At 49.4% G+C, this 20,547-nt stretch carries 16 protein-coding genes and 1 pseudogene; 4 read left to right on the forward strand and 13 right to left on the reverse strand.

Annotated features, from left to right (window positions below):
- Positions 1-201: 201 nt before the first annotated feature.
- The 3 genes from MKY48_RS17605 to MKY48_RS17615 form a co-directional block, all read right to left on the reverse strand.
- On the reverse strand, positions 202-1,740 hold the full coding sequence (locus MKY48_RS17605; protein ID WP_339290091.1) for an extracellular solute-binding protein: 1,539 nt from the start codon (positions 1,738-1,740) through the stop codon (positions 202-204).
- 448 nt (positions 1,741-2,188) lie between these two features.
- Positions 2,189-3,100 carry a carbohydrate ABC transporter permease gene (locus MKY48_RS17610; RefSeq protein ID WP_339290093.1) on the reverse strand — a complete coding sequence of 304 codons (912 nt, stop codon included), beginning with the start codon at positions 3,098-3,100 and terminating at the stop codon, positions 2,189-2,191.
- 126 nt (positions 3,101-3,226) lie between these two features.
- Positions 3,227-4,138: an ABC transporter permease subunit gene (locus tag MKY48_RS17615; protein WP_339290094.1), complete on the reverse strand. Its 912-nt coding sequence runs from the start codon at positions 4,136-4,138 to the stop codon at positions 3,227-3,229.
- Positions 4,139-4,440: 302 nt separating this feature from the next.
- Between MKY48_RS17615 and MKY48_RS17620 the strand changes: the two genes are divergently transcribed.
- Positions 4,441-6,690, forward strand: a complete 2,250-nt coding sequence (locus tag MKY48_RS17620; RefSeq protein WP_339290095.1) for an AraC family transcriptional regulator — start codon at positions 4,441-4,443, stop codon at positions 6,688-6,690.
- Between the two features lie 157 nt (positions 6,691-6,847).
- Here MKY48_RS17620 and MKY48_RS17625 read toward each other — a convergent pair whose 3' ends face one another.
- The 8 genes from MKY48_RS17625 to MKY48_RS17660 form a co-directional block, all read right to left on the reverse strand.
- Positions 6,848-8,473, reverse strand: coding sequence for a hypothetical protein (locus MKY48_RS17625; protein ID WP_339265038.1), 1,626 nt, complete (start codon positions 8,471-8,473; stop codon positions 6,848-6,850).
- Positions 8,474-8,522: 49 nt separating this feature from the next.
- Positions 8,523-8,660 carry a hypothetical protein gene (locus MKY48_RS17630; protein WP_339265040.1) on the reverse strand — a complete coding sequence of 46 codons (138 nt, stop codon included), beginning with the start codon at positions 8,658-8,660 and terminating at the stop codon, positions 8,523-8,525.
- A 322-nt stretch (positions 8,661-8,982) separates the two neighbouring features.
- Positions 8,983-9,252: a hypothetical protein gene (locus MKY48_RS17635; RefSeq protein WP_339265042.1), complete on the reverse strand. Its 270-nt coding sequence runs from the start codon at positions 9,250-9,252 to the stop codon at positions 8,983-8,985.
- Complete coding sequence (locus tag MKY48_RS17640) at positions 9,224-12,283, reverse strand: glycoside hydrolase family 38 C-terminal domain-containing protein (protein WP_339290097.1); 3,060 nt, start codon at positions 12,281-12,283, stop codon at positions 9,224-9,226. Before MKY48_RS17640 ends, MKY48_RS17635 begins: the two co-directional genes overlap by 29 nt.
- Positions 12,284-12,375: 92 nt before the next feature.
- Positions 12,376-14,001, reverse strand: a complete 1,626-nt coding sequence (locus MKY48_RS17645) for an extracellular solute-binding protein (RefSeq protein WP_339290099.1) — start codon at positions 13,999-14,001, stop codon at positions 12,376-12,378.
- Positions 14,002-14,112: 111 nt separating this feature from the next.
- Positions 14,113-15,009 carry a carbohydrate ABC transporter permease gene (locus MKY48_RS17650; RefSeq protein WP_339290101.1) on the reverse strand — a complete coding sequence of 299 codons (897 nt, stop codon included), beginning with the start codon at positions 15,007-15,009 and terminating at the stop codon, positions 14,113-14,115.
- An 11-nt stretch (positions 15,010-15,020) separates the two neighbouring features.
- The gene (locus MKY48_RS17655) at positions 15,021-15,935 is read right to left on the reverse strand and encodes an ABC transporter permease subunit (RefSeq protein WP_339290103.1); all 915 of its coding nucleotides are present in this window, start codon (positions 15,933-15,935) and stop codon (positions 15,021-15,023) included.
- 285 nt (positions 15,936-16,220) lie between these two features.
- The gene (locus MKY48_RS17660; RefSeq protein WP_339290105.1) at positions 16,221-17,069 is read right to left on the reverse strand and encodes an AraC family transcriptional regulator; all 849 of its coding nucleotides are present in this window, start codon (positions 17,067-17,069) and stop codon (positions 16,221-16,223) included.
- Positions 17,070-17,214: 145 nt separating this feature from the next.
- Between MKY48_RS17660 and MKY48_RS17665 the strand changes: the two genes are divergently transcribed.
- Positions 17,215-18,156 (forward strand): DUF1861 family protein, encoded by a 942-nt coding sequence (locus MKY48_RS17665; protein ID WP_339290107.1) that lies wholly within the window; start codon positions 17,215-17,217, stop codon positions 18,154-18,156.
- Between the two features lie 328 nt (positions 18,157-18,484).
- Complete coding sequence (locus MKY48_RS17670) at positions 18,485-19,564, forward strand: GntR family transcriptional regulator (RefSeq protein WP_339290109.1); 1,080 nt, start codon at positions 18,485-18,487, stop codon at positions 19,562-19,564.
- Between the two features lie 227 nt (positions 19,565-19,791).
- Here MKY48_RS17670 and MKY48_RS17675 read toward each other — a convergent pair whose 3' ends face one another.
- Together MKY48_RS17675 and MKY48_RS17680 are read right to left on the reverse strand one after the other, a co-directional pair.
- Entirely contained in the window at positions 19,792-20,082 is a 291-nt protein-coding gene (locus MKY48_RS17675) for a hypothetical protein (RefSeq protein WP_339293576.1), read from the reverse strand.
- Positions 20,051-20,191: pseudogene (locus tag MKY48_RS17680) on the reverse strand (polyketide cyclase); the annotation flags it as partial. The pseudogene MKY48_RS17680 and the gene MKY48_RS17675, both read right to left, overlap by 32 nt.
- On the opposite strand from MKY48_RS17680, the gene MKY48_RS17685 reads away from it, so the two are divergent.
- Positions 20,165-20,503, forward strand: a complete 339-nt coding sequence (locus MKY48_RS17685) for an ester cyclase (protein WP_339290111.1) — start codon at positions 20,165-20,167, stop codon at positions 20,501-20,503. The pseudogene MKY48_RS17680 and the gene MKY48_RS17685 overlap by 27 nt on opposite strands.
- Positions 20,504-20,547: the final 44 nt, after the last annotated feature.

Consider the following 20,547-nt stretch of genomic DNA (forward strand, 5'->3'; position numbering starts at 1 on the left):
CACATGGGACACTCCCCATTGATGTAAGGATTCCAAAATCGGGGACAGAGGCATCGTTCTCGAACCGGAATCCACATAAAACGAACTCCACATCATTTCGTAAATAATAAAAGAGCCTGTTGAAGATTTTCAACAGGCTGACCACTTCCTATTGGAAGCGGTCCTTTTTTTGCGGGGCATTGTTCCAGTGAACAGCAATCTCTATTTTGCCAAGAAGGCATCGACCTGATTCTGCAGCTCCGTCTGGATTGGCTTGAGCACCGCTTCGCCTTCCGTTTTGAATCTGGCAAAGTATTCGTCCGGATCAAGCGCCCCGTTAAATAATCCACTATAGTATTTGGCCTGAATAGTCGCAAACTGGGCCACTTCGTTCTTCACCGGAGTCGGATCGAAAGTGAAGCCGGTGAGGATGTCCTTCGTGAAGTTGTCGGCTTTCATAATGAATTGACTGTACTTCTGAGTCTCTTCGTCCGTACCAGCCCACTCCCGCTCTAACGTAGGATTCAACATGAGCTGGAACGAGATGATACCGCCATCGTTGTTCAGCGTTTCGTATTGATGCTCGCCGGTTGATTTCCAGTTCACGCCTTCGATGCCGTGCTCCAGCAAATCATAATTCTCCTGCTTGTTCGCCCAATCGAGGAACATCATCGCGCGGTCTTTATGCTTGCTTGTCTTTACAATGCAGATGAAGTTATCCATCTTGAAATTGGAAATGTTTTTCCCTTGGGTAAGGTCAAACAGACGCACGGCTTCCAACTCGCCGCTCGGAACGACCTGTTTCAGTTGGTCGTTGAACGATTGGGGAACCCCAAAGGCCATTTGGGGCGTAGCCGCCACTTTATTCTGAAGCTGCATTTCTGCCGGACTGCTTTTATTCGTCAAAACGTCCTGCGACATGACTTTGTCCACGAACAGCTTGCGGACATCCTGGATGCCGGACCAGATCTTAGGTTCCTGGGTTTCAAAGAAGTTGTAGACCTTCCCATCGTTGCCCTTGTAATACAGCATCAAGCTGGCTCCAGCAAAATTCGTTGGACGAATGTTGATGCTGGTATCGTCACGGATCAGCCAGTTGACCCAGCTGTAGGTGACGTCGTCTGCGCCTGCGAGTAGCGGTGTAATACCGGACTTACCGTCACGAACGGCATAGAGATAAGTTTTAAGATCCTCATACGTCTTTACGGGCGGCAAGTTGAACTGCTCCCTCAGGTCCTTTCGGATGAAGACTGCTCTCTGTTGAGTATAGGCGCTTCCCAAGGGAACGCCGTAGATGTTGCCGTTAATTTTGTTGGCGTCCCACATTTGTTGCGGCCTCGTCTTTTTTACGTTGGGGCCGTATTGCTCCAGCAGTTCGCTTAATTCTTCGTAATAGCCCTGGGAAGCCATCGTGTCCAAATGCAGCCACGGGGCATCAAACATCAAATCCACGTTCTCTCCCGAAGCCAGCATGACGTTGGTCTTCTGATTCAGATCGGCAAAGTCGACAAATGTAAATTTAACCTGCGTATTGATTTCGGCTTTTAGTCGCTTGTTGACTTCGGTCAGTACCTCGTCATAGTTAGCCCCCTTTGCCCCCGGAATGACAACCTCCAAAGTGACCGGTTCAAGGGACGGATCGCCGGTTTCCCCGGAATCACCCGGCGCGGATGCATCCCCGCCGGATCCGGAGCACCCGGACAAAGTGATGGCTAGTCCGAGCAGCGTCGTCGCCAAGAATTTTCGTTTTGATTTGGCCATGTAAATTACTCCCTTCAAATCATCATCTTATAGTACGTGTTCAAAAAGTCATGTTTTCAGGACCAAGAAGATTGGATGAAGCTAGGGACGCCCGGTAGCGCGGCAGCGTAACGGACCGTAATGACCTTATTTGCCCATTTCCCGGCTATTTCCCGCTGTAACGGACTCCAGAGGCCTTATTGGTCCCTCATGGCGGCCATTTAGCCGCTTTTGACCGAAATAAGGTCTCCTCGGTCCGTTAGAATCGGGAACTACCACACAGCGGGCTAATAGCGTTTATGGTGTCCGTTAGCTTAATGGAGGCTACGTGAGCAACTGAAATGTTTCCGCAGGAAACATGCTTCGGGAACATACGCTTTGGCCGGGCTGAATTCAAGATTCGACGTCGAATCCGCTTCATGATCCTGCTTCGTCATGCAAAGACGACTTTTTGAACAACCTCTTATATTCAACCTTTCACTGAACCGAGCGTCAGACCTTTGACAAAATACTTCTGAACCATTGGATAGACAAGTATAATTGGGCCGATCGTCAGGCATACCGTTGCCAACTTGACCCCTTCCGCCGGCGGCAGCGTAAGCACATTGCCGTGATTGAGCGACGTGAGCTGCATCTGCGACATGAGCTGCCGAAGAAGCAACTGAAGCGGGTACATATCGCTGTTATCGATAAACAGAAGTGACAACCACCAATCGTTCCAATATTGCAGTGCGTAGAACAAGCTGATCGTTGCAATAACCGGCGTTGAGATCGGCCGGATAATTTTGAAGAAGATCGCCCACTCTCCGGCGCCGTCCATGTTAGCCGATTCGTTCAGCTCATAAGGCAACGAGCGATAGAACGAGACTAAGATAAACGCAAAAAACGGATTCATGACGTAAGGGAGCACAAGCGCCCACAGCGTATCTTTCAGATGCAGCCATTGAACGACCAGAAGATAGAAGCCGACGAGCCCCGAGCCAAACACCATCGGCACGTAGGTCATAAACGAGAGAAAGCCCCGGTATCGGTTCTTCGGATGGGCCAGCACGTAAGCAAACAACGTAGTGACGACGAGGCCGATAACAGTTCCGATGGCTGTTACCGCAATGGTGATGCCATAGCTGGTAAACATTTGCTTGCCCTGAAGGAGGAAACGATACGACTCCAGCGTAAATTCAGCGGGCCATATGGAGTATCCGTTCACCGCCAAGCTTCGGGTGCTGGAGAACGAATTAATGACCATCAGCCAAAAAGGAAGCAAACAAGCCAGCGCAAATATAATCAAAAACAGTCCGAACAACAACACCGCCATTTTATCGGAGAACTCGGTTGTCCGTTGGACTCGTGGGCGCGGGATCAGAGCGTCCGGACGATTCATTTGGAATTCACCTCCCTTACATTCCGCGAAATTAAAGTGCGTGTCCAAAAAGTCAGTTCAAGATTGAAGGTCGAGTCCACTTCATAATTTGCTTTGTCATGGAAAGATGACATTTTGAACAAGCTCTTAAAATAATCTGGAGTCTTTATCGATTTTCCGAACCAACGCATTAAACGAAACGACGGCGATAAGCCCCATGATAGACTGATAGAATATGATAGCCGATGACATGCTGAAATTGCCAAGCTGCCTTAACGCCCGATAGGAATATGTATCGATGACATCAGTCGTCGGGAATAGAATTCCGTTGTCCCCGATAATTCCGTAGATCATGCCGAAATCCCCGTAGAAGATCCGTCCGACTCCCAAAAGGACGAGAATGATGATTTGCGGCTTCAGCAAGGGCAGCGTAATGTATTTCATCTGCTGCAGCCTCGTGGCTCCATCCAGGCGGGCGCTCTCATAATAATCGGTGGAGAAACCTGTAATGGCAGCGAGCAGAATAATCGAGTAGTAACCGGCACTCTTCCAGATTCGCGTTAAGGTTAGAATAATCGGCCATACCCAGGGGGTCTGGTACCAATCGACAGCCTGAAGCCCGGTCATGCCCAGCACGCGGTTAATCAGGCCGTCCGTATTGTTGAATAAAATGAATGCCATATACCCGACGACGACCCAGGAAATGAAATAAGGAAGGAAGATGACGGATTGGATCGTGCGTTTAAACCATTTCAAGCGAATCTCATTCAAGAAAAGAGCAATGAGAAGCGCAAAAACCATCTCAAAAATAATAAACAGCGCATTTAAATAAACTGTATTGACCGTCACTTGAATCCAATCCCGATTGGAGAAAAAGAAGCGAAAGTTGTCCAGCCCCACCCAATCACTGCCCCATATGCCTTTGCTGATCTGAAAGTCCTTGAACGCTAGCAGATGTCCGGACAGAGGAACATAGGAGAAGACAACGAGAAAGATGATTCCCGGTATCGCCATCGCATACAAGCCCCGGTTCTTTACAAGATCCCTAAACATTCTCAATTTATAGTATCCCTCCATTCGATCTGGTCTGTCCGATGTGGCCATATCCTGACAGTGTTTATTATGTACGGAAGGAGGAATTCGGAATAGTCCTCATTGTGTCACAAAGGGTATTCAACTTAAGGATTGTGCGGTAAATCGGGCTTTCAGCATCATCTTAATTTCTACTTTGTCAAAATGAGGACTTCACACAAGGGTCAGGATATGATTGAGTAAAGAGGTCACGGCTCGTTTCTTTCTATCGAACCGTTACGTTATACCCTTAAACCGTCAATCCATCAGCAAGGGGTGCTGGCTTATATATGAAGATCAAACCTATTTTACAGAAGACCTATTTTCGAACCTTTCTTGTACTGACCACCGTTCTGATCTGTTCCATGATTCCTTTCGTCTATTTACTGTCTGCAGAATTCGCAAAATATACCATGCTGGAGGTGCGCAGCAATTCGCAGAACGAAGTCAACAACCTGGCTTCGAAGGCCGAAATGATTCTCGGCAATTTGAAAGCTAACGGGCTCAGCATGTACGCCGATCAGAATATTCAGAACTGGTTCTTCAATACAAGCAAAGATCCGCTCATCGACCATGCTGCGCTCGTCGCCCAATCCAACTTCATGTCCACCGAACCACTCATCCAGCGATCCTATCTGATTAATTTGAAGCACAATCTTGTCGTCGATTCCAAAGCCGGAATCGTCCGCAGTGAATCCTTTGCCGACCCGAGCATGCTGGAGCGTGTGAAGTCATTCCACCCCCAATATTTGCGTTTCTTTAATCATTCGCTGGATGGCTCGGACTCCCTGGCCCTTGTTCTGCCCGCAACCCCCGAGAAGCCGTCTGACTTCTATCTCGTGCTGCTCGTTGATAAACCGCTGCTGTCGAAGCTTCTGTTCGGCCAAACGATCGCCTCGGAGCAAGACATTCGGATTCTCGACGAGCATGGGCAACTTCTATTGGGCGTGCCTAATCCCGCGCTGAGCGGACAGCTTTATCAAGCGAGCCAGGAGCAGCAGGACAGCGATTTTCAAGTTCGGCTCCCCCATCAGAGATGGTTCGTCAATACAGCCAAGCTGACTACTGAAAATTGGTCGGTATACTACTCGAACGAGTATCATATTTTGACACGCCACATCTCCTTATTCCAGCACAAATTGATAACGTATACATTGCTGCTACTGGCACTCCTCTCCTTGTTGTTCTTCTGGAGTTCTCGCCGTTCCTTGCGTTCCATCACCTTCTTGTCGGAAAAGCTGAAGGGAAAGATTGCATTCGCAAACTCCACGTTCGATGCCAAGCCGGATATCCAATGGATCCACGACGGCATCGATATGCTGCTGAACAACGTGGAGCAGTTGCATGCATCCATGAGAAACCAATCCGAGCTCGTTCGAACGGAACTACTCGCCCAGTGGATGCTGCACGGGACGCCGGGTACCAAGGGCTATGAATATATCCATACCCAGACCAAGCTCGCTTCCTGCGACGTTCTGTTTTTGGCCGTTCTTCGGATCGAAGCCTATACGGTCTTTTGCGAACGTTACGATTTCCCCTCCCGGAAATTGATCAAGTACGCCATACGCAATATTAGCGAAGAAGTGTTTGGTGCAGGTTCTTATGCGTCCGAAGGCTTGGATATGGGCGGCGATCACCTTATCCTGGTCATCGGAGGCCAAGAATTGGACGAGCTTCAGCTACAACGTCTTCTGGAGGAGATCCACCATCAGGTCGCACGCATTCTGAACGTTGATACAACGGCTGCAGTCAGCAATGCCTATGACTTCGGCGCTAATATCCGAAACATCTATGATCATATCTACGAATTGACGAAACTGCGATTTCTTAACGGAGAGAAGCAAATTTTTCTGGAGAGCGATTATGAAGAGTTTATGGCAGGGTATCCTTCTGCGTCTGAGGCGCTGGAGACAGCCGAGATCATCAAGTCGATCCGCCGCGGCCGCCCGGAGACCGCGCTCGTTCTGCTGCGTCAGCAGATGAAGCACGTCCATGAGCTTCCTTATCGCGACTGTAAGCTTAACCTGACCTACTTTACTTATGACCTGCTCAAAAATTTTAACAAGTCCAGCGTTCTGCATGAAATCAGCAGCATCCATCAATTGCTGGAGCGGTACAGCACGCTGTCCGAGTTTCAAGCATGGCTGGAGAGCATCGTCACGAAGCTCGCATCCGAGACCGAAGTTCCGAAATCTTCGAACCGCAAGGAAGAGATCGTCTTGGAGATTAAAGAATACGTGGACAACCACTTGCAGGATGCGCAATTATCGATCGAGCAGATAGCCGACAATTTTTCCTTCTCCGTCAGCTATATCCGGCAGCTATTCAAAGAGATCATGAACGTGTCATTGTCCGAGTACATCCTTCAGGAACGAATCGAGAGAGTGAAGGAGAAACTGATCTCCAGCCAGCTCTCGGTGCTGGAGATTGCAGATCAATGCGGTTTCATATCCAAAGGGCATTTTTTTTCCGCATTCAAGAAGTTCACGAATCTAACTCCGAAGCAGTATCGGGAAATCCACGGGGACTCCCCTAGTTAAGATATCGCGCTTGCCAGCTTATCATGGAGAAGCGGCAGCTAAGTATGCTTGTTTTGCAGGAACAGATCCAAGTCGAAAAGGACCTTTCCCGTAAAGCCCCACAGTGCTTACGGAAAGGTCCTTATTCGTTTATCCAAAAAGCTCTGGCGCCCTGACGCTATTTACCGTTCGTTTCTTGAACCGGCTCAAGACCCAGCTTCGGATTCGCCAAGTCGAGTTTATACATGATCTGATTGTAGTTATACCGTGGCGTTGGGACATGATTCGTGAATGTATTCGTATAGGTTCCTTCGAAGTAGATGACCCGGCCGCCGTCCTTGTTGAAGTATTCATGCTGGGCTACGTTATAAAAAGTATAGTCGTTATGCGTAATGATATGCTTGGCATTGGTCCAAGGACCTTGAGGCGATGGTGCTTCCGCGTACCAGACTTCCCCAAGTACCGATGTCTTGCCTTGTATCTGCTGCGCGATCATCACGTAACGCTGCCGATATTCATTCCATTCAATGGAGCTTTGGGCGATTTGAACGTCTTCACCGGTATCGATATCCTTCAATTGATAATAACGCGGGTCGTCAGCTTTGATCAGCCCTAATTGGATCAGCTCTTTCTCTTGTTCTTGGTTGAGCGGCTGAGTGTCCTTTTTCCAGCCCCATACGAGCTTACCGTCCGCGTCGCGTTCCAGCGACGTTTGAGCCCCGTTGTATGTCGTTCCCGGCGTCAGGCAAGTAAACGATTCGTATTGGGTATAGTCGATGATGGCGTCATAGCTGGCAGCAACGCGCAAATTCGGAATTCGGTGTTCGGTAAAGAGCCAGTATCCCTTACCCCCCTCCTCGTAGAAGGTCGCCTGTCCGCCCGGATGACGCCAGTCGTCTTTGGAAGGGAACTGGACGACCTGCTCGAACTCCTTCGTCGTGTCGTTAAAGGCAAGAATACCGAAGGCGGTGGGTTCAGGATTGTGCGTGCTGTAGCCAGCGAGCAGACGTTCCTGTCCGGCGCTGTCCTTGGCGGTCATCAGACCGAATACCCAGGCTATGCCTGCACCATCAGGCAGAGGCGGCACCAAACTTTTGACGAAACCGTCTTGATTCGTAAAATAGTCCAGATTCACACCGATATCCGGGTCCAGTCCCCCCTTACTCGGAAGCTTCGAAGTCGCACCCGTCACGCGGAAGTTCCCCAGCGGATAGGCCGGTCTGTCCGTATCGCCCCAGAACCAGTACAGTTTATTGTTGTACTCGATCGTCTGCACGGAATCCTGTCCCATGACCAAGCCGTTGATCAGCGGCTCGTTAATGGGCGGCTTCTGGCCAACGAGTAAGCTGTCGCGATAAATGCCTTGGCCTGTCAGCCGGTACAGCCGCTCTGCAATGTTGATCCGATTCATCTCGAGCGTTACACTGCCGTTTGGCTTAACCTCTACAGCCTGCCCCCGGTAGCCAAACATATCGGCAGGAATGTCGTAGCCGTCACTCGACATATGGAAGAAGACCGTCTGATCCATCAGACCTGGCTCGTCAAATGCCACAATACCGGCACTGTCCGTATAATACAACACACTGTTCGTCGTCTTCAGTTGGACATGTGGGATGCCCCTGCCTGTCTCGGCATCCACCACCTTGATCATGAATGGCCCCTGGACCTTTATCTTCTCGCTGCTCACATTCGGCTCGGCGCTGCTTCCCGCCGCCTGCACTGCCATCGCGGCGCCCGGCGCCGTCATGGCCATCAGCAGGATACAAGTCCATATCCCCGCACGTTTCCACTGTTTCATTTTCATTTCTCATACCTCCCGAACTTTTGGCCTTTTGATAGAAGAAATCGTTGCTCTAACCCGATACCGTCTGTTCAATCCATATTTCTACTGCCATGGTTACCCAAATACCTCTGGATGTGTTTGGTTTATCGCGTCCAAGCGATCGAAGCGACACTGAGCGGCATTGCTTCTCCGTTGATGAACTCCTCACTAACCACCTCCTTTCGCAGCATGGGAGCAATGCGATGTTCCAGATCGAGCAATAAAAACATCTATCCACGTGCTTATTCAATGAAGCCAGACCACATTTAACGGGAGTTTTGTTCTTGCGATATGAGGAAGCTCCGTCTCGAAGTACATTATGTAAGCGGATACATTAATCTTTGTGAGTAACAGCCGCACAAGCTGCGCGGCTGTTCTCTGTAAAGAAATGTCTTTCGAACCCATAAATCTGCTTATGAATATCAATGAAGTCCGATTTCCCTGTCCCCCCTAATATATAGTAGGAATTATTCCACCTAAGACAGTTGACGTTAGGAACCCATGCGCATTCGCGACCAATCGAAGCTAATCGCCTCCAGCAGTGCGCGTGCAAGCAGCAGATGGCCCGTCAAGCTCGGATGCACCCGATCGGACACCAGCGCAGTCGGATGTACGTAGTCGAAATGGCTGGCGAAAGCCGCCTGCGTATCCACAAACAATGCGCCTACCCGCTCCGCAACCCTTTTGGTAGCCCGTCCGAACTCATCCATCCGGCTGCGCATGCGATCTTGGTCATTCGGCTCCAGATAGAACGGCGTCATTCGGCCGGAGCCTGATCGTCTTCACCTCGAACGGACGGAACTTAAGTGATACCTCTTCGCCCTCCTGCGGCAAAGCCGCCAACTTCTCCTCCAGCATGTTTGTCTCATAAACCGCCGCAACGGACAGCCCGAAGTGAAGCCCGCACGCTACGGAAGCTCCCTTGCTCTCGTACAGACGCACGATCCAATCGCCCGATCCGTCTTCGGCAAGCTTGACCGTCTCCGCGATCACATTGGCTTGATCGATGAAGAGCAGCGATTGCGCCTCCCGGCCTCCTCCGGACACGAGGCTGACAGGATAGTTCAGCTCGTAAGCTTCCTGTACGACAGGACTATCCAGAAACGCGCCGTTCCAGAACGTAAATCCATATGCAAAATGGTGCGTCCCTTGATCCGACGTCTCATCCGGCCACGTCGGAGCCCGAAGCAGCGTTAGGCTCATCGTGTTGCCGTTCACGGAAATCCCGTATTTGCAATCGTTCAGCAGCGCGAAGCCGCGATTCGCTTCAGCAAGCGCCGACCATTTATGCTGAACCACTTCGTAACGATCCGCATCATGCGGACGCGAAGCATGATTCGGTCTCTTGACATAACCGAACTGGATCTCCTGCAACGACTCGTTCGCATGAACGCGAACCGGGAAATCGACTTTTAGCAGCTTGTTCTTCTCGCACCAGTGAACCGTCGTATGGAATTCCACTCGACGGCTGCCGGCGCGCAAACGGATATCCTGGACCATGGTCGATTGGTTCAGTTCGCGCTCAACCCGAATATTGGCGAAGAGCGGTCCGTTTGCGGTAACGGATACCTTGGCGTTTGTTTTCAGTTCGACGGGTGCCAAGCGGTAGCGCCGATCGATCTCCCAAGCATCGAAATCCGAATTTTGATCCCGATACATCCGCATGACGTTGCAGCGATCCGCCGCCCATTCCGTGCCGGTCTCCTTGTCAAAAATACGAGTCAACTCTCCCAGTTCGTTCATTTCGAGCGCAATCCATTCGTTCTCTAGACGCGATTCCGTTGCAAGGACCGCAGACGTTGCTGGAGCATCTCCCGCTTCCACTTCTTCAGTCTTGTACGTTGACCAGCCCATGGAAGGCGCCTCTACCTCGGCGTAGCGAAGGCCTTCGTGCATTTGCACCGGCAGAACCACTCCATTCTCATCCGCAATTCCATGGATGCCGGCAGGTAACGCGACCAGTTCCTTTCTCGGCCAGGACAGCGAGTTAAAGACGGTAACCCGGGAGGCATCGTCGTCCGTGAGCGCATCTCTTGCGTCTGAAGCCATGTCATATACGTTCTGATTCAATTCCTTCAGCTCCAGCTGCGCCTCTTCGTGGACGCGATGAATGGAGGAACCCGGCAGAATATCGTGGAATTGGTTCAGCAGCAGAACCTTCCATAACCGTTCCAAGTCCTCGTAAGGGTAAGCTCGGTTATTAAGCAGCTTCGCCGCAGCCCCCCAAAGCTCCACCTCGCGGAAACCGATTTCCGCCTTCCGGTTTAGCTTTTTGATGATCGCTTGCGTCGTGTAGGTCCCGCGATGAGCGGGATAATAGAGCTCTCCTACATATTTGGCGTCAGGAATGCCTTTTTCGATCTGATCCTCAAAAAATTCGATCGGCGAGCCATGCTTTGTCTTGGGGACGCCCTCCAAATTGCCGAGCCTGCGCATAAACTCGAGATCGTCCCGATTGGATCCGCCGCCTCCGTCGCCATGTCCGAACTGGGTGAGACGTGTGGAAATTCCTTCAAGCTGGACGCGATCGCTCCACTGATGGATCAAGAACGACGGGTTGATCCGAATTGGATAGTAATCGCCGTAATTCATCAGATGCGTCAAAATTTGCGAACCGTCGATCCCTTCCCACATGAACGTATTATGCGGGAACGGATCCGCTACATTATCATAAGTACCGAACAATTTTGTAGACGCGAAATAATGGATCCCGCAGCCCTTCATAATTTGCGGCAGGTTCCCGGAATAGCCGAATACATCAGGCAGCCACAGCATCTCGTTGTCCACGCCGAATTCGTCCTTGAAGAACCGCTTGCCGTGCAGTGCCTGACGGATCAGACTCTCGCCACTGGGCAGATTCGTATCGGGCTCCACCCACATGGAGCCTTCGGGAATGATCCTCCCTTCCTTTACCGCCTGTTTGATGCGCGCATAAAGCTCCGGATACAGCGTCTTGGCCACCTGGAACAAAAACGGCTGGCTCTGGGTATACGTGTATTCCGGGTATTCGTCCATGAGCGCCAGCTGATTGGACATGGTCCGCGCAATCTTCCGCTTTGTCTCCGCGATCGGCCACAGCCAGGCGACATCCAGGTGGGACTGTCCCATCAGGTACAGGGTCGGCGCCGTTGAACCGTTCACGCAGGAGAGGAGCGGCTCCATCAACTTCCGGCACTGCTTTGCATTCTCACCGAGCGATTCCTGACGGAGGGTCAGGTCGATGGTCGCGAACACCTGAGTCAGGCATCGATCAATCTCCGCAACGCGGAGGGATTTGGCATCCAGATGATTGCGAAGATCGTACAAGCACTCCAAATCGATGAAAAACTGGTAGACCTCCTCTTCAAAAACGCAAAGCTGTGACTCTCCGAACATCGGCCTGGAATCCGAATGGCCGGCATACGCCTCTGCGACGATTTCAAATGCCTCGCCGGCTTTTGCTGAACGGGTTAACGTTACGTAATGATGGTTAAGGTCCTTTGCGCCGCTCACGATACCGTTTATGTACACGGTCGCTTCGGATCCGAAATCAAGCATGGCCACAAGCCGTTTGCCTTCGGCCTCTTTGGGAACAACGATGGTCGTGCGGAACCAGCCGTATCCCCAATTTTCTCCCCACCGCTGACCCGGAGCGAAACTCTCAAACGGTTGTCCATCCATTTCATGAATAAACAGTTGTTTCATTGTCGTAAAACCGGAAAAATCCATAGAATAAAGCTTCGTTATCATAAATTGATCTCTTTTGTTTAGCAGCTTTTCCACATGGAATAAAATCTCTTTCTTTTCATTCAAGGTTTCTCACATCCTATGTTTCGTTATCTATGATCCTATCGCCTTGCGGCATACCGCCCCTCCCCGGCGGCCTTGCAGCGGAGGGACGATTTCTATTCGTTTCCTAGCGCTCTTTGTGCAGCATCATTATAGATTTTTAGCGCTTCATCAATGTTGCCCATTTTTTGGACCTTATCTATGAATGCCTGCCAATTGTCGAAGCTGTTTTTGCCTGCTACGAATTTGGCCTGTTCTTCCGTAACGAACGTCTTGATCGGGTTCATAATCTCCGAGACCCGCTGGCTTTCACTGCCCGTGAGTTGAATCGACGGCTCGCTCAACCAGGAAGGTACATAGTCGTTCTCGGGCATTGGCAGACTCGTCAGGAATTCCGCCTTCTCAATCGGCACCTCTTCATATTTGCCGTTAAATACCGTATAGTCTGTCGCGGCAAAATCCATGAACGCTCTTGCGTCGCTCACCATCTGCAAGCCGGGGTTATGGTTTCGGCTAGCGCGCATGCCGTATTTATCGCCCTCCAACCAGGGATCCTTGGCCGTTTTCAGCGAGTCGACAAAGGTCGGAACGCCGTCTTCCCCGATCGTATAGGTTGTGCCCTCGATTCCCCAAGTGATGAGCTGGATCATTTCATCCGAATATTGATAATCGATGAATTTGATCAATTCTTCAGGGTTTTTAACTTTCGAGCTTACGCCGTAGACTCCCCAGCCCAAGTCAGGGGTATTGCCGTTCACAACCTCCTGCCAGGCTTTTCCGTACTTCGGATTGTCGGGATACAACGAAACCGCGAAAATCTTCCCGTCGTCGGCCGTTCTCGTGTACTCGGCCGGCGTCGTAAACCACTGCGTCAGCCACATGAGGTTGTCGCCGTTCAGCGCTTTTCTTTTCAGCGTATCGTCTGTATCAATGGTATACTCCGGATCTAACAGTTTCTCCGCATACAGCTTATTCGCAAATTGGAGCGCATCTTTATATCCTTCATCCAGAATTCCGTATACGTATTTCTCGCCGTCCCAAAAAATTTCATCCCGGATATGGTTCGCGGAGAACAGCGATCTCAAGCTGTTCCATTTTGTCGCAACGGGATATTTATCGGGGTAGAGCTCTTTAAGTTTTTTGGCAGCCCCATAAAATTCATCGAGCGTTTCCGGAATTTTGATGTTATTGGCCTCGAACACGTCATAGCGGTAAGCAGACGTATTCTGGATGAGCATGCCGCGATCCTCGGGGAATCTGGGCGTGGAGGTTTCTTTAAAGGTAAACATGTTGCCGTCGGCATCCGTTACCCGCTTCATCCCGTTCTTTACCTTGCTAATGTAGTTCATATAGTTCGGCATTAAATCTTGATACTGGCCTAACTCGAGAAGCTGGCCTTGTTCGGCCATTTCGGTCGTATCATAGAATAAAGGCGTCACGAAGAAATCCGTCAGATCGTCGCTTGCGATCATAAGCTTGACCTTTTCGTCATACTCGGAAGACGGAATATAGTTATATTTGATTTCTACCTTTTTGCCCATATAAGCTTCCATGCGTTTGTGCCATTCCTTGCCCACCAGACTATTCGGATTATCCACACCGTTCGCAGGCAGCGTGACCGAAAAGCGCAAGACTTCTTGATTCTCTTCATGGGTATCGGATTTTTTGGAATCATTCGAACATCCGGAAAAAACCATCAGCGCGATCAACCCAAGGACAAGCATTTTTGCCAATTTGTTCATCCCATTTCCCCCTAATTTGCACAATGAACCGCTTCTTCTTCAAATCTGCTATTTATTACTGGTCATGAATGACTGCACACTCAACTTGCTTGCACCGGCGCATCCGGATCTCTAGCCTTTGATGGAGCCGACGAATATCCCTTTGGTGAAATGCTTCTGAAAGATCGGATAAATACACATGATCGGAAACATGGTAATAATGATGACGCTCATTCGTACCGCCTTCGGATCAAGCGTTTCCCCCGGGGCATTGATGGCGATCGCGCCGCCTCCTACTCGTCCTTGAATTGCGGTCGTATCCAAGGTAAACAGGTAGTTTCGGAGCACCATCTGCAAAGGATACTTATCCTGATCTCGCAGATAAATCAAAGCCTCGAACCAGCTATTCCAGCTTCCGACCAGACCGAATAGAGCAAAGGTTGCAAACAGCGCTTTCGACAACGGCAGTATAATCCTGAAAAGAACGACCAAATCACTCGCTCCATCGATATAGGCAGAGTCCTTCAGTTCAGAAGGAATATTCAGAAAGAAGGTCCGAAACAGAAACACATTATAAGCACTGATCGCACCGGGGAGAATCATGACCCAGACCGTATCTAACAGGTTCAAACCGCGCATAAGCAGATAGGTCGGGATTAAGCCGCCGCCGAAAAACATCGTAATCATGAGAAAAATGGTCAGAAATTTCTTGCCCGCAAATCCCGGGATCGTGAGCGGATACGCCATCAGTGCCGTAAACAGCAGCATGATGCCCGTAGAGCCGGTCGCATAAATAATCGAGTTCAGATATCCTTTAAAAATGTACGGATCATTAAATACCGTCGTGTACGCTTCCAGATTAAATCCCTTGGGCCAAATCGTTACGCTCCCCGAGGAGATGTAACGCGTGCCGCTAAGCGATGTCGCGATAATGTTCAGAATCGGATATAGCACGACAATCAGGATGAATAGCATGATAACCATATTGAATACATCGAATGCTCTGGAACCCAAACTAGCCTTTTTCAACATCCCACCACCTAGAACAAACTCGTCTCTGATACTTTCCGGCTTAACCAATTGGTCATGTAAAGGATCGTAAAGGAAATAACCGACATGAATAATCCGATGGCCGTCGTGTACTCGTATTGTGCGCCCAGTATACCTTGACGATAAACATAGGATCCGATGACATCTGCTACTTCGTAAGTCTCAGGCGAATAGAGCAGAATGATCTTCTGGAAATCGCTCCCGAGGATTCCTCCGACGGCGAAAATCAGCAAAATGATTGTGGTCGGCTTAAGCGACGGCCATGTGATGTGCAACACCTTCTTCCACCGGCCTGCGCCGTCTACCTCGGCTACGTCATACAGCGTAGGATCTATTCCGCTTAATGCAGCAAGGTAGATGATCGTACCGAACCCGACGCCCTGCCATATGCCGGAAGAGATGAAGATAGTCCGAAAAAAGTCAGGTTCGAGAAGAAACATGATCGGATCTCCGCCAAAAAAGCCGACAATATGGTTAAACAAACCGTCTCTCGCTGTAAATTCCTTAAGCATCCCCGCAACAATGACAACCGAAATAAAATGCGGGAAATAAGAAACCGTCTGCACAAGCTTCTTAAAGCCCTTGTTTTTCAATTCATTAAACAACAGAGCCAATATAATCGGCGCCGGAAATGACCAAAATAAAGTATACAAACCGAGAAGCAAAGTATTCTTTAATACCCTGAACGCCATCGGATCGTTAAAAAAAGAAGTGAAGTATTTTATCCCTACCGACTCGCTTCCCCATATCCCCTTGGAAGCGTTGAAATCTTTGAAAGCGATTAATATTCCGTACATCGGAAAATAGTGAAAGATTAACAGCGTCAGAAAGCCGGGAAGCACCATAAGGTAGAGATAGCGGTGCTTGACGATTCTGGCCACCAGCCTGTTATTGGTTGTCTTCAAAGGAACACCTCCTGACTGTTAACATGTTGTGATCAATGCGGCTGGTGCTATTACTCCAAGTCGCATGAGTCTGGCCATTTGGTTCGTTTTTTATGTAAGCGCATTCAATTTCACCCCCAGACTGTATCCTAACGTTCGTCGAAAACGCATTTGCTTCCGGCAACCGTCCCCTATAGATATGATCATCGTGATGCCTACAACTTGTTATGCTAAGTAGAAATTAACACATACTAACTTCATCGTCAACAAATAAAATTACTGATGTATTCATCGGTAATTAGCATACTATCTCCGTATTATCCCGAACTGACGATATCGATGCGGCGTTAGGTTATGCCTCCGCTTGAATAAGTCGTAAAAGTAGCTGACGTTGTCAAGTCCGATCTCAAGGCTGATCTCCACGATGTCCATATCCGTGTTTAGCAGCAAATTCTCGGCATAGGACATTCTCAATTCGTTAATGTACTGGGTTGGGGACATTCCGAGATGCTCCCTGAACATTCTGCATACATAGGCATGCGATTTGCCCGACAGCTGGACAAGCGCAGCCGTTCCCCGCGTGAAGTGCTCTTTCTTTTTCGCTTCTCGGCATAGGGACTTAAGCCATTCCGGTTGTCCGGTAAGATCAATCGAATCCGCGTCAGCCTTGATATACCTGGAGAACAGGTCGGTCAAAATGACTCTTACCTCCGCTTTGACGGCCAGCTTCTTCTCCTGCGGAATCAGACTGAGCTGGTCCAGCCGGTATCGCACATATTCCTTCTCCGTTTTGGACAGCAAGGTCGACGGCGGCATGGCTGGCCCAAGCAGTCTTTCGCTTGGGAACCCTTCTCCCAAGAAAGCTATGAGGTCATCCAGGACCTTGCGATGGAACGACAAATTGATGAACTGGCAATCGCTATCCGTCGTCTGCTCATAGTAATGAACGTCCCGGTCCCGTATGAACACGAGTGTATTTTCCTGCAGCGGCTGCCTTTTGCCGTTAATGACATGCACAACACTTCCTTTCAGAATAAGAAACAATTCAAAGAAGTCGTGCGTATGCATGCCGATCGTATCGCGCACCGAAGCGATCAGCCGATAGTGGGCCTGAATTTCAGAATCAATGCCGTCTGCCGCAAGAAGCTTCAACATATGCGATATCCCTCCTTGTTTGTATATTGACTAGTTCCTCCGATGTCAAAACACCATAATGCATTCAAAAATAGAGCAAGATTGAGAGCAAGACTTTCGATTAGGATAGAGTTGTTACTGCAGCCTGAAAGGAGATTTGCCACGAATGAACTTATTAGAACTGCGTCAGCAATTCGAAGTAAACAAACGCATTTATGAAAGCGCCAAGCTTGTCTTCCGCGGAGTCGAAGGCTTCGATGTCTACAATCCTTCCATTCCGTTCGAATGGAACGGCAAGCGCTACATTTACGGACGCGTGGAAAAACGCCATGAGTGGGCGAGGTCCTGGGTTCGCCTGTTCGAGCAGAGCGGTCCGGACCAGTGGACAGCCGTGCCGAATACGATGATTTATCAGCTAGAAGATCCTTATATTAGCGTGATCAACAAGCAGCTCGTATTGGGCGGCACGCATGTCCGTTACAAGCAGGGACGCCTCGATACATTCTACGGTTATTTCTACAAAGGCAGCGATCTTCATGATCTCTTCTACTTCACGACCGGTCCGAATTATATGAAGGACATTCGGCTCGTAGAGCTACAGGACGGGAGGATCGGCGTCTTCTCCAGGCCGCGCGGCGAAGGGGTTCGCAAGGAATTCGGCAGCGAATCCTTGGTGGGATTCACCGTCATCGACAGCCTGGACGAATTGTCTCCGGAAGTCATCGAGAACGCCCCTTATATCCGCGGATTATTCAACAAGGACGAGTGGGGCGGCTGCAACCAGGCCTACTTGCTCGAGAGCGGAAAGGTCGGCGTCATCGGCCATATCTGCTACGCTCAAGAAGATAGATCGACCTATATGAACATGGCCTTCGTATTGGACCCGCAGACGAATCAATTCTCGGATTTGAAAATCATCGGCACCCGCCCTTGTTATCCGGATGGCCCCGCCAAGAAGCCGCATCTGACCGACTGCGCGTTCACCGCCGGCATCGAAATGCGTCCCGACGGCAAGGTCAATCTGTACAGCGGCATCGGCGATACCGAAGCGGCGCGCATCGCCATTGACTACCCATTCGAGAAGGAAGGCGCCATTGTAACCTTATAGTTGTAATTCCATGATGGAGCTGCTGGATTCCCCGGCAGCTCCTTTTTATGTCCGATTCATGGTATAGTACCATTCATTTTTTTCCAAGGTGTCCGCTTCGAAGTTATTATAATAAGCAAATCAAAACACATACCTTATTTGACCCCATCGTAATACAGACCTCCGTGAAATTCAAACCTTTTAAATCATTTCGCTCCTTTTTTTGTTTAATTTCTGAACATTTCTCACCTATTCGACAAAATCTTTAATGGGATGTGTTTCAAGTACGTATACTTTTTAAAGCGGTGTGCGTTATAATTGAGGAAATGTTGATACGAGGTGAACTTACTTGAACAAGAAGGACTTGGCTCTTCCAAAGTACCAGATGGTAAAAGACTATGTCTTATCCCAGATCGAGAATCAGGAATTTACGAAGGACGATCGGATTCCTAGCGAGTCGGAATTTTCCAAACTGCTGGATGTCAGCTCCATCACTGTGCGTAAAGCGCTGTCAGAGCTGGTGAACGAGGGCGTGATTTACCGCGTCCGAGGTAAGGGAAGCTTTGTCGCCAGCCAAGTAGCCGTCTCGGAGAAGACCTCCAATCTGGTGGCCTTCGTCATCTCCGGCATCGACCTGTACGACAGTTCGTATATGCAGATCATGAGAGGCATTCAGTCACTTCTAGGCCAGCATGGCTGCAAGCTGATCATCGAATTCGTGGAGAACGACTTCGAACAGGAACGTGAGCTCGTTCTGGGGCTCATTCAAACGGAGCTAAGAGGATTACTCATCTATTCCTCTGATCCAGAAGCTGCAAAGGGCTATCTCGGAGAGGTTCGCAAAAAATCGATTCCGTTTGTTATGCTGGATCGCTCCCCTTCCAGCTATCCAGTCAACGTTGTCACCTGTAACAACCATGACGGTGCTTACGAAGCTGTTGAATACTTGATCCAGCAAGGACATCGACGAATTGGATTCGCGGCTTACGATTATCATCTGAGCCCGGAAGTCGACAGATATAACGGTTATTGCAATGCCATGTCGAATGCGTCCCTTCCTATACCCGATTCGCTCTTGTTCCTGGATAAGGAACTGGACTATGCTGTGCTTGCGCGCCTTATCCAAGACGGAGAGCTGACCGCGCTATTCTGCGCGAACGACAAGCGGGCCCTTGAGGTAATCGAACAGCTCACCGCACTTGACATACGTATCCCCGAACAAGTATCCCTAATGGGCTTTGATGATTTCGAGAGCTCCAAATTTGCCAAGGTGGCCTTGAGCACCGTGAAGCAATATTTCGACGTCCTAGGCTATGAGAGTGCCAAGCTGCTGCTCGAAATTACCGAAGGCTCATCTTACGGCAATAAGAAAGTCATGCTGCCTACAAGCTTGGTCATACGTGACACGATCCAGATAGTCCAAGGTTAAAGCAAAGCTAAAAAGGCATTGGATTCCAGGATATGCTGGTATCCATTGCCGGTCATAATGCCGCAAAACATGCTAAAGAAATAGGTCGATTGTAATTTCAAAAAAATCATGGATCAGCCCCTATCCATAATCCTCCACGCCTATCCTCTTGATACAAATTCTGTACTATTTGACGCTAACGGATTCGACACCTCCGATTCCTTGATCGCATCTACCAACAAATTTCTCTAGATCGATAACCGTTCTATCGAAAAAATGATTGATACGTCGAGCTTCCTCCTCGGTTTTGACATACTTGATGATCTTGTTTTCTTTTCTGTTTCAATAGGCCAGCTATCCAGATTTAACATCATGAGAAACTCTGTACTTATGATGGTATATCCCTCCGCATCATAACCATCCGTTTTTGCATCAGAAAACACATTGAGCCAATAGTCTTCTTTGATATCTTGTTTATTAATGGTTTCAATAACATGTGCTGGATTTTTAGTGGTCAGCGAGCGTCTCACCGGTTTCAAGCAACGTCTTCATACCTGAAAGAACAATCGGCAACCCGTTTTCAAGAATTTTTGCAGTGCTCATCGCCTGTTCGAATTCATCATGTATAACGGTTACGAGCGTCACGCCACCGCGTTTATCAAGGACATTACGAATCAGTGCATGTTGGAGAAGACCGATCAATTCTTTGCACCACAAATCGTAGAGGCATTTACGGATCGGCGGTTTACCGTGGAGGAAATTCTGGCCCAAGGCGAGAAGGTCATCGCTAGAGTCTTCATGACGGCTGTGCATGCTGGCCATTTTGCAGGAAATGCACCTACAGGCAGAACCGTGAAGGCAACACAGTTCCGCGAATTTCGCGTCATCGAAGGGGACATCGCTGATCACCGCGGCTGGTTCGATACGGCCACGCTTTTGCCTCAGATCCAAGCTCAATAACCGCCTATGAAGAACGGCATTTCGTCGTTAAGTCAATTCCTAAT

The organism is Paenibacillus sp. FSL W8-0187 (genome assembly GCF_037969755.1).
Lineage (GTDB): Bacteria > Bacillota > Bacilli > Paenibacillales > Paenibacillaceae > Paenibacillus_AQ.